Here is a 16,040-nt window from a genome sequence, read left to right as displayed (position 1 = left end):
AATGCAAGAAACTGGGTCGAAGCTGCAGCCGCAGAGCCCCTACTGGTATGAAGACTTGCCCGGCCCAACCGTGCCGCTCAGGTCCAGCGACAAGAATGATCAACCGAACCTCTCACTCGACCTCAATTACGTGAATGAAGACGTATTTGAGTTGTCCCGGGCGTCGTCCATCCAGCGTGGTTTTGGTCTGATGTTTGGGGTGGGCGTCTCCGTCGCGTTTGTCGCCATGCTGCCGTTCATCGGCCAGATGTATCAGGAGGGCCACCCTGAAGAGTCGCCGGTCATCGCGTCGGTGCTGGCCTTGATGCTGCTCGGGCTTGCGGTTCTTTTGCTTCACCTCATCAAGAGAGGGGTCAGGACGCCACGAGACCTTCCGGTTCTGTTCGATCGAAAAAATCGGAAGGTCTTTGCGTTTGAGTATGTGCCCAAGGCGAATCCATTCGCCACATGGAAGACCGTGATCAAGGAGCTGGATTGGTCGCGCGTCGAAGCGGAAATTGGAAAGATCGCCGGATACAACGGCAAGACATACTCGGTGCGCTATGGGCTGATTTTGGCGCAGTGCGAAGCGAATACGACCAAGGTCCAGGATCGGATCATCGTGAAGTCGCAGGTGGCGACTCCACTCGTGCTGCATCAGATGTGGGCGTATATCCGCTGCTTCATGAGTGAGGGGCCAAAGAACTTGCGAGACATCAGGCCGTTCCCGCGCGATATCAGTTTCCGACGGTGCCTGCTGGAGTTCTATCCGTTGTTTGACCGGACAGAAGAAGGCGCACGGCTGCGCGCCAATATGCACGTGGTTGAGTTGGTGCTGCTGACGGCGGTTGGGATCCCGCTGTTTTGGCTGTTTCTTCCTGCGGGTATTTTCGAGTACGTCGGACAACGCCTTGCGCCGGAGCCAAAGTGGCCGGCAGAGATCGTTTCGCAAACCGGCCTAACTCAGCGAATTTAGTTTTCTCGTGCCAGGAAGGTGCCGGTATCCATTGGGTATGAATCGCCGCACAAGGGCTTCCATACCTCAAGTCCGATGCAGAGGGAGCTGAGTTACCAGGCCAAGGCGGCGGATACCCTCGAAAAGCACCGTGCCGTATGTGCACCACCGAGTCCGTGAATTGAAGTGCACTGAATAACAGCATCCGACGATGTTCACATTTGAAGCTGCCTTTCATCGCTATCGCCGCAAGCACGGCATGGTCAAGGCCCTTGAAGACTATGCCGATTTGCGCGATGCCCCTATGCAGCACCCGCTTGATGGCACTTCGTCCGACTTGGCCATCCTGTGGCCTTCTGAGCCGACAGTCCTCGACTTGAACGAGCACTTCCTGGAACTGAGCAATCTGCGCAACGATGAGCTGCCGCGTTGGGCTGGCTTGGTCGTCGTTATGTGTTTCATACCGCTATGTTTGCTATTGAGCGGGGGAACACTGTGGTTCTTGTGGGATGTCGCGTTCGTTGGCGATCCGCAGATACCGTTTCCACCGAACTCCATCAAGGAGCTCGGGGTGCTCCTGGGGATGTTGCTCCTCGCGGTGCTAGGCGTACCCATGGCATCCCTGCTCTGGCGCGAGTTTCAAAGCTACGTTTTTACGGCGCGCTGCGCACGCTATCGCTTCAACCGAACCACAGGGAAGGTGTACGTGTTGCGGCCAGGGCGGTGGGGCGGCAATGCAGTACTCGACTGGTCACGTGTCCAAGCCCACGTACATTGGGTGCCGCCCGCCGAATCTGAGCAAAGCCAGGAGTACGCGAGCTCGCTCAACGATAGGGCTGAGCAGCTCCGAAGAGAGGTGAACTGGTCGAGGCAAAGCGGTAGCGAAGTGGATGGCAGTCTTGCTATCGCGGGACTGCTGGATCTGGTCACTGGCTTTGGCGTGCCCGCTTATGACTTGTCGGACGAAGCGCGCGAGAAGCGGCGCAAGAAAGACTACGGCGGCTGCCTGCTTCTGTACTGGCCGCCGCTGGACGCAGCGGATCCGCAACGACGCGGAGAGGATCTGATCTGGGTTGGGCCGCGTAACAGTGGCGAGCGTCTCTGGTGCTACATACAGACGTTCATGCAGAAGGGCATGGACGCCGTGCAAGCTCCCGCCATGCCGAGCGAATGGCTACACAAAGGCCGCAACCCCGACCACGTACTCAATTGGCTGGCGGAGTGCCTGTGCTACTGGCCGGTCTTTCCTGTGGGGTGGAACAGCGAGGTTGGCCAGACCAGGCGGGAAAACGGTATCGGACCAGAGCAGCCGCTCACCTGGCCGGCCAAGGTACCTGAAGCGGTCTGAGCCGCCGATATTCGCAGAGACCTCTACGGCCGGCTGTGGGGAGTGGGGCCACATGAAGATTTAGAAACAATCCCCCCAACCGCCCCAAGCCTGCGTAGCATCTCCACCGTCCGCCCCGCGCGCGCGGACGTCTCATTCACGCACGCTGATATGAACGCACTGTCCTGCCTCGCCGCCGCTTCTGCTGGGGTCGCGTTGCTCGTCACGCCCGCATTCGCCCAGGACGACACCCCGTTGCAGGTTTCGTACCGCCAGGTGCTGACCGAATATTTCAAGGACGCGCCGACCGCGTCGAAGAAATACGACGGTCGCCGCCTGGTCTTCAAGGGTCAGGTCTATCCGCTGTCCGACGACAGTCTGAACACGCTGGCCGTGACGGAAGACCTGAAGGTGGGCGCGCCGTTCCAGGACGATCAGCGTGACGCGCTCAAGGCGCTGTTTCCCGATCACAAGCTTGCGGCGTACAAGCCCAGCAAGGACATCACGCTGGACTGCCTGAACCGGCAGTTCGTTGGCCTGACGCTGGTGCTGGCCGATTGCCGCATCGCCAAACCCTGACCCTCGCATTACACGGCTCATCGTTTCACACCATGGCTGCTCTCCCATTCGACCAACTCCTCGCGCCGTTGCCCGGTGCCCAACCCTGCGGCGAAGACATGCTGTTCTCAGCAGAATTCGACAGCATCCAGGAGGCGCGGCGCTTTGACGACCCGTCGCTGGACCAGGGCGACTGGGTGACCGAGATCAAGGAAGCCGACTGGCGCGCCGTCATCGCCGAGAGCACGTCGCTGCTGCAAAACCGCACGAAGGATCTGCGCCTGGCCGCATGGCTGGCCGAGGCGTTGTCGAAGGAGCGTGGCTTTGCCGGCCTGCGCGAGGGCTACGAATTGATCGCCGGATTGTGCGAGCAGTTCTGGGAGCACCTCTATCCGCTGCCGGAAGCCGACGATCCTGAAGCGCGCATGGGCAGCATGGCGTGGCTTGCGACGCGTTCGAGCCAGCTCATTCGCGAGGTCCCGCTGGTGGAGGCGGGCAAGGGCGGCTATAGCCTGGTCGATTGGGAGGTCGCCACCAGCCTGGTCGAAGCCATCCGCCGAGATCCGGAGCAGGCAGACGAGCTGTCGCGCGGAAAAATCACGCAGGAGCAGTTTGAATCCGCACGGCGGGCCACGCCGCCTGCGTTCTACAAGACGCTGCACGACGATGTGGTCGGCTGCGGCGCCGCACTGCTGCGGTTGGAATCCGTGCTCGATGCACGGGCGGGTGATCACGCGCCGAGTTTCCGCCCGGCGCGCGAAGCCTTGCAAGCGGTGCGCGCATTGGTTGAGCGCTTCGGTGGCAAGCCGGAGCCCAAGCCAACCGCCGTGGAAGCGAAGGACGCTTCGCAACAGGCGACGCAGTCTGCCGCCGGCACTGTCATCGAAACGGTGGTTTCCGGCCCCATCCGCACGCGCGCCCAGGCGCTGAACCAGCTGCGCGATGTGGCCGAGTTCTTCCGCCAGACCGAGCCGCACAGCCCCGTTGCCTACCTCGCCGCACGTGCCGCGAAGTGGGGCGACATGCCGCTGCATGCCTGGCTGCGCACGGTGGTCAAGGACGATGCGACGCTGTCGCAGATCGAGGAGCTGCTGGGCCTGGGCGATCCGCCCTCGGAAAGCGCCAGTTGATTCGGCTAGCTGCTCGAGCAGCCGCCGCAGCCGCTGGATCCGCAGCTACTCGAGCTGCAACTGCTGGAACTACTGCTGCTTGAACTGCAGTTGCTCGACGTGTCGCCTCCGGAGCCGCCGGAACTGGCGCCGGCGGGTGGTCCCATCATCGATCGGTATCGCGCCCATGCTGTGTTGGCCAGCACGCTGGTGCCGCCAAACGCGGTCAACCACAGTAGGTCGTGCGTCGACAAACCGGCGCGTGGCCCCTGCTGGCCGCGCTTGCGATAGACCTCGAGCGCGGCGTTGGCCCCCGCAGTGGGGCCGGCACGCCCGACGCCGATCAGCCGCGCCGTCACGCCCCAGTACACGATGGCGAACAGCGCCATCTCGATCAGCAGCCACATCACCGGACGCTCGCGAGACAGGCCTACAAAGACCTTCATCACGCCCAGGCAGAGCGTCGCCAGCACAATGGCCCACGCTGCGAGCGTCGTTCCGCGCATCGCGCCGCGGGTCCACAGCCATCCTTCGCTGCGCAGCCGATCTGTCATGTCGGACGCTTCATCGACGAGCCGATTGTGAAAGTTCGGCCACGGCGAGCGCTGCTGCGTTTGCCGGGCGAGCCATGTCCACGCGTTGACGTGACGCTCCGGCCTTCGATCTTCGTTCGCGACCACGTAGGTGTTGCGGTCGCGCTTCCGTTTAGCCGGAGGGGCCATGCGGATCGCACCCGCATCAAGCAGCGTCAACGCCGCGACCTGCGCCATTCGTGCGGCATCGCCGGTGATGAGCGCCGCCTCGGCAGGTGTCAGCTGACGCGGCACGTTGCCAGCCGCGGCACCCCAGGGGTTCCGGCTGTAGGCAGCGCGATGCAGGCCCCGGATCAGCAGACATGCCATCACGCACACACCCAGATAGAACGCGAGAAAGCGCGGCCCCGAATAGCTGAGCACATCGACATCCGAGGCGACATTTGTGGTGATGGCGATGAGAATGACGGCGATCACAAGCCATACGGATGGCATGAATGAGTGCGCTGTGGATGCGGGCGGCGGCATGACCGGCTCCGGCACATGCTGTGTGTGGACGACAGTTTCCGGCGCCTTGGCTGCCTCGGGCTGCTCCGGCCTCGGCCAGACGTCGGCTGGCGGCTCCTCGCCGAACATGCGCCGGTAGCTTTCCAGTGTTTGCGCGTAATGCTGTGCGTAGGCGTCGTCTTCGTCCGGTGCGCCAATCCCCGGCGCGTGGTGTAGCGGCGCGCGTAGTACTTCCCCGCAAAACACCGTCCAATACTCTTTCGAATATTGCAGATGGAGATGCCAGGCGGCATCGATCGCCTCGGAGGGCGTGACGGGGTGCCCTGCAAACACCGCCAGATACGCGAAGCGCTTGTATTCCTCGATGACGGTCAGCGTATATAAGCGCGACCATCCTTCAGCGTCCGCCAGACGTTGGCTGAACGGCACTGGAGCATCGGGCGCGTCCGGTGAATACGCGCTCAGCCGAAGCAGGCAGGCTTCTCTATCCTCATCCGTCGCAGCGGCCTGGAGTGAGGAGACGGAATCGGGAGAGGTCGATGGGGTGGGCGATGTCATCTGTTTTGGTGTCCGCCGTATGTGCCGAGAGGCACGCCGCCGGGAGGCAGGAATGGCCGCTCTCGAAGATTACTCTTGCTGCGGTCGCTCCAGCACCTGAAACACAGCACGCTCACAGCGGCCGAAGTCAAAGCTGCGCAAGCGGAGATGGCGGTTGCCGTATTCACCCGCCGCCATCATTTCTGGGATGGAGCGCAAGGGCCCCGCCATCAGGCGCATCAGCGTCTGTGAAATGATCACGAACAACATCGGCGCGAGGGTAAACATCCCGACCATCATCCCCGTGAGGGAACTGGCACCTTCCAGGCCCAATTCGCTACCTGCCACAAAAAGCATGACCACGAGCATCAGCGCACTGAAATAACCGAGAAGGCCGATCGCCTCGCTAAGGCCGGAGTTCCTGCGCGACAGTATGGTCTCCAGCGGTTCGGGCAAGTTTCGAGGGCGCTTTGCAACATAGACAGTCTGTGGCTCACGGCGGCCGGACAAGCGCATGCCCCACGCGGAAAAACAGCCGTTGTCCCACCAGCCTGCAGCAAGCACGCGCATGCCGTTCAGGCCCGCGAAATAAGGTGCATTGGACGAAACCCGACGGTCTGTGACCTGGTATTCGCAGAAGTGGATAACCCGATCGTCGGTCAACGTGATGACGACGGGAGTCACGCGATAGTAGGTATCCCGCGAGATGTCGTCGGTGTAGTCATATGCGCTGTGCGCATTGGCATCAACGCTTAATCCCATGGCCTCGTAGGCCTTGAACGCTGCGCTATCCACCTGTACTGAGCGAATGATGCCGCTGACGATCGCGACAGGCGCCCCCCGTCGCCGACTGGCAAGCCAGTGCTCAAGCTGTTGCCAAGCCCATACCAGGTGGCACCAGAGCCACCAGATGCGCTCTTTCACCGGAGAAAATTGCGCGATTGGCTGCGACCGTCTCCTGGTGGGGTCGTGGTACTCGAGGCGGATCTGGGTGGAGGCACGCCGTTCATCACCCGGCTGCAATGGTGCAGCAGGCGACGGTTCACGCAACCGTGCCCGCCGGCGAGCATCCTCCCGCGTCACTTGCTCGCCCGAAACTCGATCCGCCGATTGCGCGATCGGCCTTCGTCGGTGTTGTTGGGGGCGACGGGCTGGTCCGGTCCCACGCCAATCGCGGTGAGCGTGCCTTGCTCGGCGCCCTTGGCGATCAGGTAGTTCTTCACCGTCTCTGCGCGGGCCTGGCTCAGGTTGAGGTTCATGGCGCGGCTGCCGGAGTTGTCGGTGTGGCCGACAATCTCGATCTTGCGGCCGTTCAGACGCGGCAGCACGGCGGCCATTTCATCCAGAATCGCGCGGCCCTTGGGCGTGAGCGTGGCACTGCCGGTTTCGAACTCGATGATGCGATTGGCCAGCGTCTGGTCCAGCAGCCCTTGCTCGGACACCGCCGCCACGCGCAGCCCATTCTTGATCGTGTAGCTCTGGCCGAGCGTCGTCGCCATGTCGCTGGTGATCTGCTGGCGCTGGGCTTCGTTGCCGACGTCGCCGTGCAGGGCGATCTGCGTGCCGTCGATGTTCAACTGCCCGCGGTTCACCTGCTTGATGGCCGGCGACAGGATCTTCTGCACGTTGGCCGACCAGTTCGGCGGCGACACCACATTGCCCACCTCGATCTGGTCGACCACGTTGGCGCTGCCGTACAGCTCACGCAGCCTGGCCAGCACGGTGGCCTTGGTGGCTTCGTCCGGCACCATGCCTCCGGCCACGACCTGCCCGGCTGCCGGTGCCGCATCTCCGGGGGCGCCGTAGGCGGGCAGGGCGGCACTCATACATGCGAGCAGGGCGGCGCGCGCCGCAAGCGTTGCAGGCCGGAAGCCGCGCTTGATTGCATGCAGACCCATGTTCATTCTCCGATGAAGACTTCGCGGAAGGTGTCGATGGCCACGCGTAGCGAAAGCTGCGGCTGTTCCAGGTAACTCACGAGCTTTGCCAAGCCGTACTCTCCACTGACGTGCTGGTCGACCCATTCCGGATCGTCGATGTTGATGTTCTGTTCGGCATACGCCAGCGGCGACATCACGCTGTGCAGCGTGCGCGACGATGCCCCGTTGAAGCCGATGACGAGTCGCTCCGTGCCGTTGATCTCGCCCAGGAACAGCGACAGTTCAAAGTCCGCACGCTGCAGGAAGCGCGATACCAGCTCCAGCCAGAAACTGGCGACGAGGCTGCGGTAGAGCGGATCAGCGGGCAGGGGAAGCGTCAGGCCCTTCTCCAGGCGCGACGAGCCATTGGCCATCACGGGCTGCAGCAGCGTGCCGAGCGCCAGCAGCGTGCGGCGCAGGCAGATGTTGTGGCCTTCCGCGCGCAGCATCTGCTCCAGGCCGGCAACAGTCTGGAAGTCGATGAAATCGGAGAAGCTCGCATCGTGCGACTGTGTGGCGGCGCCGGTCTCCACGCCGTGCTGGCCTTCCGCCAGCAGACGCAGGCCCTCGGTGGCGTCTTCCGCGGTGCCCAGCGACAGCATCTGCTGGCCGGCGCGCGTCCACAGGCGGGCCAGCGCAATCGGGCTGCGCGCGATGAAGTTGATGGGCCGCTCGACTTCCATCGCTGCGGCCGTCAGGAACGGAAAGCGGCGCGACGACAGGTCGCTGCTCGCCATCAGCGTACCGGCAATCGCCAGCTTGCTCTGCGAGCCCAGGAACGCAAACTGCACGGGCTTCCAGTTGTCGTACGTCGTCTTCCAATCGGGGGCTTCGGCCAGCAGTTCCATGCCCTGGGCCAGCCAACGGTCCAGCGTGTCGAGCAGCTGGACGTTGTTGGCGCTTTTCACAAAGTCGCCGCGCGAGGGCAGCTTGCCGAAGTACGAAAGCTGCAACTGGGTCTGGCTCATTGCGCCGTCCCTCCTTGCTCTTCCGTGACGGCGCCGTGGCGGGCTGCCTGCGTCGTCGCCGGCGCCGGGCCCGAGGGCGGCGCACCGGCCGGCGCGGGCGGCGTTGAGGTGTTCTGTGGCGCGCTGGCATCGGCAATCGACGTCGGCAGGCGCAGCCCGCGCAGGCCCTGGCCTTGCGGCGAATCGGATGCCGTGGTGCCCCCGGTCTGCGGGCTGCTGATGATGCGCAGGCTGATCGACACGGTCAGATTGTCCTTCGTCCACGACAGGTCGAACGCGCCATCCGGACGACGCTTGCGCGTGGCCGTGGCAATCAGCCGCTCCAGGCCAAAGCGGCCCGGCTCGTTGAGCAGCTCGACCGTGCGGCCGTCGAACGTGGTGGCCGTCACCTTCGCGCCGGGCGTGCCTTGCGGGTTGGGCCACACGAAGTTGGTCCATTGCGGCGGCGTGTTGCGGTAGCGCAGTTGCTGGCCGTCGATTTCGATGGTGTATTCCGTCGCACCCTGCGACGGCACCGGCAGGATCTGGAACACGGTCTGCGGGGCCGCAGCGGCTGCACCGCCCGCACCGCCGGCCGCGCCACCCGTGAGCGGCGCGATCCAGCGCGTGAAGCCGGTCGTGAACTCCGGCACGAACGAGATACCCAGGTCCCCCCAGGTGCGGGCCGCGATCATGTCGCCACGGCGCACCGACAGCGGGCCGATGGTCGTGCTGGCGAACTTGGCGATGGCCCCGTCCGGGCCGAACACCTGGCCGATCTCGGCGGCGCTGGCCTCGATCTTGGCGTTGGGCGAGAACGGGTATTTGTCTGCCAGCGTGGTGACGAACGGCTGATACACTTGCGCGTTCCACACCTTGTTGACCTCCACCGTGGCCGGACGGATCGCCACCGCATACGACTGCAGCAGCGGCCGCACCAGCAGCGGGCGCAGTGTGGCGCGTTCGCTGTCGGTCATGCCGGTCAGCATCTGCTCATCCACGTACTTGAGCGTGTCGGCCAGTTCCGAACCGCTGCCGTCCAGCGTCTGCTGCATCAGCTGGCGCGCGCCCGGCCCGGGGTCGCCCTGGTTCTTGATCTGGTTGAAGCGCGTGCGCACCTTGGACAACGACTCCATGTACCCGCGCAGCAGCGATTTGTCGTCGCGCATCACCACCACGCGCGCCAGGCCCGCAAACTCCTTGCCGACCGGGCCCATCGGGATGGCGCCGGCATCGGCATTGCCGCCCACCTCCAGGTTGACGTTCACCTGCGACGGCGTCTGGCGTGCAAAGAGCTGCTTGAACCAGCCGAGCACGCCGGTCTTGGCCTGCTTCAGGCCGGCGTTGAACATCGACGGGTTGTCCCACGACGTCTGCTCATACGCGGTGTCGAGCACCTTGCGGATCGGCGAGTTGGTCGGGTCGCCCAGCAGGTTCATGCCGGTGACGGCCTGGTCGAAGCTGCTGAAATCCTGGATCGCCACGCCCTGCATGAAGCGTTGCCATTCGCGCGCGTATTCGGTCTTGTACATCGTGACCAGCGCCTTCTGGATCTGCTCGGGGCTGCCTTCCAGCGTGAGGTCGTCGCGTGCGGCAACGTTCAGCACCCAGTCCTTGGTCTGCAGTTCCTTGTTGGCCGCTTCCTTGATGGCGGGCTGCACGTAGCCGAACCACGCTTCCTTGGTGAACGTGCCGGGCACGGCGTAGCTGCCGGCTACCAGGCCAGCCCCGGTATCGCCGACGATGCGAGCGACGGTCATCGGGGCGTAGCGCGTGGAGGCGCGGGCCTTGATCTCGGCGTACGCGCGTTCGCGTGCGGGCATGCCGCGCACCACGCGGCGCAGGTTCTCACGCGTCTGGTCCACCAGCGCGAGGTTGCCTTCCAGCAGCGGCCAGTTGTCGTCGTTCACGCGTGCGAGGAAGAACGACAGGTTGCGCTCCGCCGAGCGGATCATCTGCTCGCGCGGCATGTTGCCCCGGTTGTCTTCCAGCCAGCCACGCCAGAAGCGCGTGATCTGGTCGGTGAGGTGGGCGACTTCCACGTGGCGCTTGTCCGACAGCATCAGGTACGTCTTCAGCGCGTTGTAGCCGTCTTCCACGTTCGTGGGCGAGGCATCGGTGTAGCGCTTGGCGCCGGTGGAGGCGGTGGCCTGGTTGGGCGCAGCCGGTGCATTGGCCGCGGCGCCCGACGCCGTGCCCACCGTGGCCGTTGCCGTGGTGACGGACGTGGCGATCACCGCGCCGGTTTCGGGCGGACGCACCATCGGAGCAAGTTGGTCCGGATGCGCGTTGACCTCCGCCAGGAAGGTCTCGATGGCACTGCCCACCGGCTTGAGCATGACCTGGCGCAGGCCGTTGTAGTACTCGTCGAGCAGCTTGTGCTGCAGCGTGTCGCCCTGGTACAGGCCCAGCGACAGCGCGAGCGGATGGTCGTTGCGATACCGGTCGAGCTGTTCGATCCGGTCTTGCAGCGTATCGAGCGCTTCCAGGCGCGATTGCAGATCCACGCGGTTCTGCTGCATCTTCACGATCTTGTCGAGATCGGCCTGTACGTTGGCCGTGAGCGTGCGGTTGCCCATGTACGACCACGTCCAGCCGCCGAGCATCACGCCCAGCGCCAGCACCAGCGCAAAGAACGTAGCGATGCGCAGGCGCGTCTTGGCGGGGCTGGCGAACTGCCGCACGGTCTGCTTGTCGGCAAAGATCACCTTCGAGAACAGGTCGCGCAGGAAGAAGCCGTTCTTGGAGAACACCTCTCGCGTGCGTGCGGCGCCGTCGGTCGACAGGCCAAAGCGTCGCGCGATGCGTTCGGCCGACACGCTGTTGGTGGCGCCTTCCTGGAGCGCGCTGGTGAAGTAGAAGCCGCGGAATACCGGCTTGTACTGGAACGGGTTCTCATCGAACAGCGTCATCAGGAACGCACGCAGCGTCGGCTTGATCGACGCAAATTCCAGCGGGAAGCTCAGCAGCCCCGGCGAGAGCTTGTTGTTCCGGTGCAGCGCGATCTGCGCCACGCTGATCTCCTTCAGTCCGTCGCACAGCTCGTCAAAGCGCTGGTCGAACACGGCGGCCACGTCGGGCTTCGAATCGGGCTCGAAGGGCAGGGTGGCGCCCCAGACGCGGTCGCGCTCCTGCTTCTCGCTGTCGCCAAAGAACTCGGTGAAGCCGGTGATGAGGTCGGCCTTGGTGAACATCACGTACACCGGTGCAAACACTTCCAGGCGTTCGGTCAGTTCCTGCACGCGCTGTCGCAGGTTCTTGGCCAGGTTGATGGCGAATTCGGGGCGGTTTTGCGTGAGTTCCGACACGCTCACCGTCACGACGATGCCGTTGATGGGCGCCTTGGGGCGATAGCGCTTGAGCAGGTCGAGGAAGCCCAGCCACTCGCGGCGGTCTTCTTCGTGCACCGAATAACGGCCGGCCGTGTCGAGCAGGATGCCTTCGGTGGTGAAGAACCAGTCGCAGTTACGCGTGCCGCCGATGCCCTGGATGACCGCGCCGCCCTTGTCGGCAAACGGAAACTGCAGCCCCGAGTTCAGCACGGCCGTGCTCTTGCCTGCCGCCGGGTTGCCGATCACGATGTACCACGGCAGCTCATACAGCGCGGCGCTTCCTGACATCTGCCCGAGCTTGGAGCGCTTGATCGTCTTGACGGCTTCGGCCAGGCGCACGCGCAGGGCTTCCACTTCTTCGCGCTTGTCCGGCGTGGTGGTCTGGTCGGCGGCCGCTTGCTCCAGCACGCCTTCGAGCTTGTTGCTGGCCTGGCGCGCGCGCCAGCGCTTCCATAGATACGTCAGCAGCCACAGCCCGAGCAGTACGCCCAGCACGACGCCGGCCCAGACCAGGCCAATCTCGAAGGTCTGCGCCATCAGCAGCAGGAAGATGGTCAGCACGATCACGCCCAGAATCGACAGCGTGCGTGTGTTGGTCAGGAATTTCAGGAAGCGTTGCATGTTGCCTTCGGCTCGTGAGCAGACGAAATCGGGATCAGGAACGGGGTCAGGTCAGGCTTGGCACCACGGCGATGGCGCCGCGTTGCTGGATGTCGTTGGCGGTAATGGCCAGCACCGGCTTGCTGGTCTGCTGGCTCAACTGGTGCGCCACGACCACGGACAGCAGCGGCCCGGCCGCGCCCACGTAGCCGCAGGGCGTGCCGACCGGCAGCAGGTCGGCTGCAACATCCAGCGCTGGAAGACGCTCGGCAAACACCCGCGCCACCTCGACGGTGCGCACGGGGTGCATGCCGGTGTCGGACACCACGCCGGCAACGCTGATAGGGGCAGATGCGCCATCGCCATCGGCCTGTCCGGCGGGCTGGGCATCGTGCGTGGACTGGGCGGCCGCCGCAGCCAGCGTATCGAGCACATGGCCGACGGCTTCGCCCAGCGCCTTGAGCTGCGGCTGGCCGCGATCGGGTGTGGGGGCATCGAGCCGCGTCACGCTGGCGCGCGTGATGGTGAATGACTCCGCTGGTGGTGCATCGCCTGCCAGCGCGGCAGGCATCAGGCGTTGCGCCATGTCCTGCGCGCACAGAAGAACACCGGCGGCGGCTTCGCCCGGCACGCGGCCATGCTGCCGATGTGCCTCGAACAACTGCTCATGCTGCATCAGATGCTCGACCGCACTCGGGCCGACGAGAGAATCGCTCACCAGCACCATGCGCAGCACGGGCGTGTCGCTGGCCCGGTTCACGCCTTGCGTGGCGCGGTCGAGCAGCAGCAGCGCATCGGCATCGCCCTTGGCGGCAATGGGCTCGATCGTCAGATGATCGGCCGGCCACATCTGCGCGATGCGCTGGCGCAGCCAGGCGTCGGCGGCTGCCTGCTGCTGGGGCGTCCACTCGCGCGGCAGCAGCGCGGTGACAATCAGCCGCGTCGCTTCGGATTCCGCTGGTTGCGGCGCATGGGCGACGGCATGGGCCGCCAGTTCTTCTGCCACCTGGCCGGCCAGGGCGAGCGCCCGCAGGCGTTCATCCGGCCAGTCGAGATCGGGATGCTGGTCACGCAGTTCGGCTCGCAGGTCTTCAGTGTCCAGGCCATCCACCGGTGCGGCAAAGACGGGCTGGCCAACGCCTTGCACGTCGATCAAACCAGGCTGCGCGTTGGCCTGCACAGCTTCGACCACCGACGCGGCGTCGCCGCCCGCAGGGGCGCGCAACGCGCTGGCCAGCAGCACCGCGCGCCATTGGCGGGTGGTGTCTTGCGCGTCCGCAGGCTGCGCATCGGCGCGTGCCGCAGCCGGCGCGGCGGCCGACAGTTCACGGCCCGCCGCCACGTTGGAGCGGATGCCATCCACCGCGCGCTTGATCACCCAGTATCCAACGATCATGCCCAGCGGCAGCAACAGCAGGTACGTAAAGATGTCTGCCGTGGTCGGCATGCGGTTGACGGACTGCCACCACACGATGACGGCGATCCACACCACCACGAACACCGCGAGCAGCGTCAGCCCGGACCGGAAGAGTCTTGCAACCATGTCGTGCGCGTTCAGAGGCTGCCGGTGTTGCCCTGGCTGGAGAGCAGCGTGGCTCCGCAAGCCGTCTTGTCGCCATGGCGCGCCGCCTGCCGGCCGTCGATGATGACGTTCGGGTCGCCCGTCACGATGACGGTCGTGCCGCCGTGGCCGTTCTTCGGGCACGTCACCTTGTCGCCCACGCAGGCGATGCCCTTGCCGCCCGTGCTTGTGTTGCCCGACGCGGTGATCACCACGCCGCCATGGTCCGTCTTGTCACCCAGCAGGATGAAGGGCCGTGTCATTGCATGCTCCCCATGTGTCCTATCGCTTTCGTCATTGTCTTGGTGCCGGCTGCTTGCCGAGCACGCCCTTGCGGCGCAGTTCGACGTGGCCGAGGTCCATCATCTTCCAGCGCCCGCCCCACACGAGGCCGACCGATTCCGCTGTCTGGCCGTACAGCTCGTAGCCGCGCATGGCCCACGGGTCTTTCTCGCTGATGACGAGCTTGCCGTCGCGGAAGAACGCGCTGTCCGCTGCCAGGCCGTACTGGTGGTAGCTCTGGAAGGCGCCGGCCTGCGTGACGTTGCTGCCCATCGCTGCCAGCTTCTGCTGCCGCTCGGGGCTGCGGTAACCCTCGAGCAGCGCCATTTCGTAACCGTGTTCGTCGCGCATGATCTTGTAGACGAGCAGCAGGCGCTGGCGGAAATCGGCGTCGAGCAGGTTCCAGTCGCGGCTCGCATCGCGGATGGCCGGGCGGATCTGCTCCACCTCACGCGTGGTGAACACCTCGGGCGGCAGCGGTGGCGGCGGAATCAGCCGCTCACCGTTGAGCAGCGCCGAGATGTGCGCATCGGGCTCGCGCACCTGGTCGTCGTCAAACTCAAACGACTGCTGCTCACGCAACGCCAGCGCCAGCATCGGCGGCACCGACAACACGCCCAGCGCACCCAGCAGCAGCATCCGCCGCCTCACCACAAACGCCTTGAACGCCGACACGCCAGAAGTGGCGCTGTCCACCGACTCGCGCAACGACCCGGCCGAACGCGCCCCAACCACCGCTGCCCCCGCACTGACCCGCTGCCATTGCGCCCGCAGCACGGCCACACACCGCTGCCGCACCGATGGCAGCAGCAGCACCGCGGCCGCCAGCACCATGGCGACGAAGTAGAGAACCAGAACGACAAAAACCATACCGACCTGCGGACCGTGGGCGCCTACGTCAATTCAATCCGATGAATATCTGTATTTAGATTTAGAAGAATATTAATGAACGGTAATAATCCGGCGCACGCTGCGCAGAAATATTAAGAAACCATAAACAAAATACCGAAGCCCACGTCAATCATTTGTCTTTCAGCAAGGCCAGACTTAGAATCGGCAGCCACTACCGGAATCGGCGCTGTTTTTATCCATACGTTCGCCGCGCATTCTATTTCAATTCTGGACCCGTGATGAGTAATAACGGCGATTTGAAACAAGAAGGGCCTCCAACGCTCTTCAAATCTGAGTCCGAGACCGATGAGGCCGGCCACACGCGCATTCTGGCGAGCCTGGAAGGGCGGGTTTCAGCCAACGGCAAGGCGCCGAAAAAGTCGGGGCGCCGATACGGCGTTGCGGCGGCCATTGCGGTGCTCGTGGCGGGCGTAGGCGCGTGGGTCCTCCTGAACCCGACGGGTGAGTCCGCGCCCGCCCAGGTGGCCGAGCAGGCCGCGCCCGCGGCAGCGCAACCGCCGGCCGCCACGCAATCTGCGGCCGCACAAGGCGATACGGCGGCAGTGCCATCGGCCGCATCGGCGCCGGTTGTCGCGGTGGCCAGCGAACCCGCTGCCGAGATGCAACCGGCCACCATCGTCAACGTCACCCCCAGCGACGAACACGCCATCGACAAGCTGGGCAAGGCGCCGCATGCCGAAACGACGGTCAGTCACGCGGCCGCGGCAAAATCGGCCAATACCGATGAAGGCAAGACGGCCACGGCCAAGCTCGTTGCCAAATCGACCGATACGCCCTTCAAGCCTCTGCAGGCAACCAAAACCAAGGCGCAATCGCCGGCCAAATCGGCCAGAAACCGTAAAGGCACGTTGGCGCCGGATGATCCGGATGCCGATCTGCTGGCGGCATTGCTCGCCCCGCAGAACGCGGCCAATAAAGTCATCAACCCGCCCAATTCCAAGGGGCAATAGCCGCCTGAGCGCCCGGTGATTTTCATGGCCGG

The 16,040-nt window shown here is 64.5% G+C and carries 13 protein-coding genes; 5 read left to right on the top strand and 8 right to left on the bottom strand.

All coding sequences use genetic code 11. The features are described from left to right. The first annotated feature begins 1 nt into the window (after position 1). The 4 genes from A6M56_RS01440 to tssA all read left to right on the top strand — a co-directional run bounded on the left by A6M56_RS01440 (position 2) and on the right by tssA (position 3,949). The gene (locus tag A6M56_RS01440) at positions 2-955 is read left to right on the top strand and encodes a DUF6708 domain-containing protein (RefSeq protein WP_102079368.1); all 954 of its coding nucleotides are present in this window, start codon (positions 2-4) and stop codon (positions 953-955) included. 190 nt (positions 956-1,145) lie between these two features. Beyond that, positions 1,146-2,282: a hypothetical protein gene (locus tag A6M56_RS01435; RefSeq protein WP_102079369.1), complete on the top strand. Its 1,137-nt coding sequence runs from the start codon at positions 1,146-1,148 to the stop codon at positions 2,280-2,282. 150 nt (positions 2,283-2,432) lie between these two features. Then, a complete protein-coding gene (locus tag A6M56_RS01430) occupies positions 2,433-2,840 on the top strand; it encodes a hypothetical protein (protein ID WP_197742991.1) in 408 nt (135 codons plus the stop codon). 32 nt (positions 2,841-2,872) lie between these two features. Further along, the gene (gene tssA, locus A6M56_RS01425; RefSeq protein ID WP_102079370.1) at positions 2,873-3,949 is read left to right on the top strand and encodes a type VI secretion system protein TssA; all 1,077 of its coding nucleotides are present in this window, start codon (positions 2,873-2,875) and stop codon (positions 3,947-3,949) included. 5 nt (positions 3,950-3,954) lie between these two features. Here the strand turns inward: tssA and A6M56_RS01420 are convergent, their stop codons facing one another. The 8 genes from A6M56_RS01420 to A6M56_RS01385 form a co-directional block, all read right to left on the bottom strand. Further along, complete coding sequence (locus tag A6M56_RS01420; RefSeq protein ID WP_102079371.1) at positions 3,955-5,526, bottom strand: TIGR04222 domain-containing membrane protein; 1,572 nt, start codon at positions 5,524-5,526, stop codon at positions 3,955-3,957. 69 nt (positions 5,527-5,595) lie between these two features. Continuing rightward, positions 5,596-6,555 carry a hypothetical protein gene (locus A6M56_RS01415; protein ID WP_180964195.1) on the bottom strand — a complete coding sequence of 320 codons (960 nt, stop codon included), beginning with the start codon at positions 6,553-6,555 and terminating at the stop codon, positions 5,596-5,598. 29 nt (positions 6,556-6,584) lie between these two features. Then, complete coding sequence (locus A6M56_RS01410) at positions 6,585-7,403, bottom strand: OmpA family protein (RefSeq protein ID WP_062739534.1); 819 nt, start codon at positions 7,401-7,403, stop codon at positions 6,585-6,587. A gap of 2 nt (positions 7,404-7,405) precedes the next feature. Further along, positions 7,406-8,392 carry a type VI secretion system-associated protein TagF gene (gene tagF, locus A6M56_RS01405; protein WP_062739535.1) on the bottom strand — a complete coding sequence of 329 codons (987 nt, stop codon included), beginning with the start codon at positions 8,390-8,392 and terminating at the stop codon, positions 7,406-7,408. Then, a complete protein-coding gene (tssM, locus tag A6M56_RS01400) occupies positions 8,389-12,324 on the bottom strand; it encodes a type VI secretion system membrane subunit TssM (protein ID WP_102079373.1) in 3,936 nt (1,311 codons plus the stop codon). The genes tagF and tssM overlap by 4 nt, the downstream gene beginning before the upstream one ends. 46 nt (positions 12,325-12,370) lie before the next feature. Further along, positions 12,371-13,846 carry a hypothetical protein gene (locus A6M56_RS01395; RefSeq protein WP_102079374.1) on the bottom strand — a complete coding sequence of 492 codons (1,476 nt, stop codon included), beginning with the start codon at positions 13,844-13,846 and terminating at the stop codon, positions 12,371-12,373. Between the two features lie 11 nt (positions 13,847-13,857). Further along, on the bottom strand, positions 13,858-14,127 hold the full coding sequence (locus A6M56_RS01390) for a PAAR domain-containing protein (RefSeq protein ID WP_102079375.1): 270 nt from the start codon (positions 14,125-14,127) through the stop codon (positions 13,858-13,860). 31 nt (positions 14,128-14,158) lie between these two features. After that, positions 14,159-15,016, bottom strand: coding sequence for a M15 family metallopeptidase (locus tag A6M56_RS01385; RefSeq protein ID WP_102079376.1), 858 nt, complete (start codon positions 15,014-15,016; stop codon positions 14,159-14,161). 260 nt (positions 15,017-15,276) lie between these two features. On the opposite strand from A6M56_RS01385, the gene A6M56_RS01380 reads away from it, so the two are divergent. Further along, positions 15,277-16,008 (top strand): hypothetical protein, encoded by a 732-nt coding sequence (locus tag A6M56_RS01380; protein WP_096746048.1) that lies wholly within the window; start codon positions 15,277-15,279, stop codon positions 16,006-16,008. The last annotated feature ends 32 nt before the right edge of the window (positions 16,009-16,040 follow it).

It is taken from the genome of Ralstonia sp. RL (assembly GCF_001683835.1).
Classification (GTDB): domain Bacteria; phylum Pseudomonadota; class Gammaproteobacteria; order Burkholderiales; family Burkholderiaceae; genus Ralstonia; species Ralstonia mannitolilytica.
This window is presented reverse-complemented; position numbering and strand designations above follow the sequence as displayed.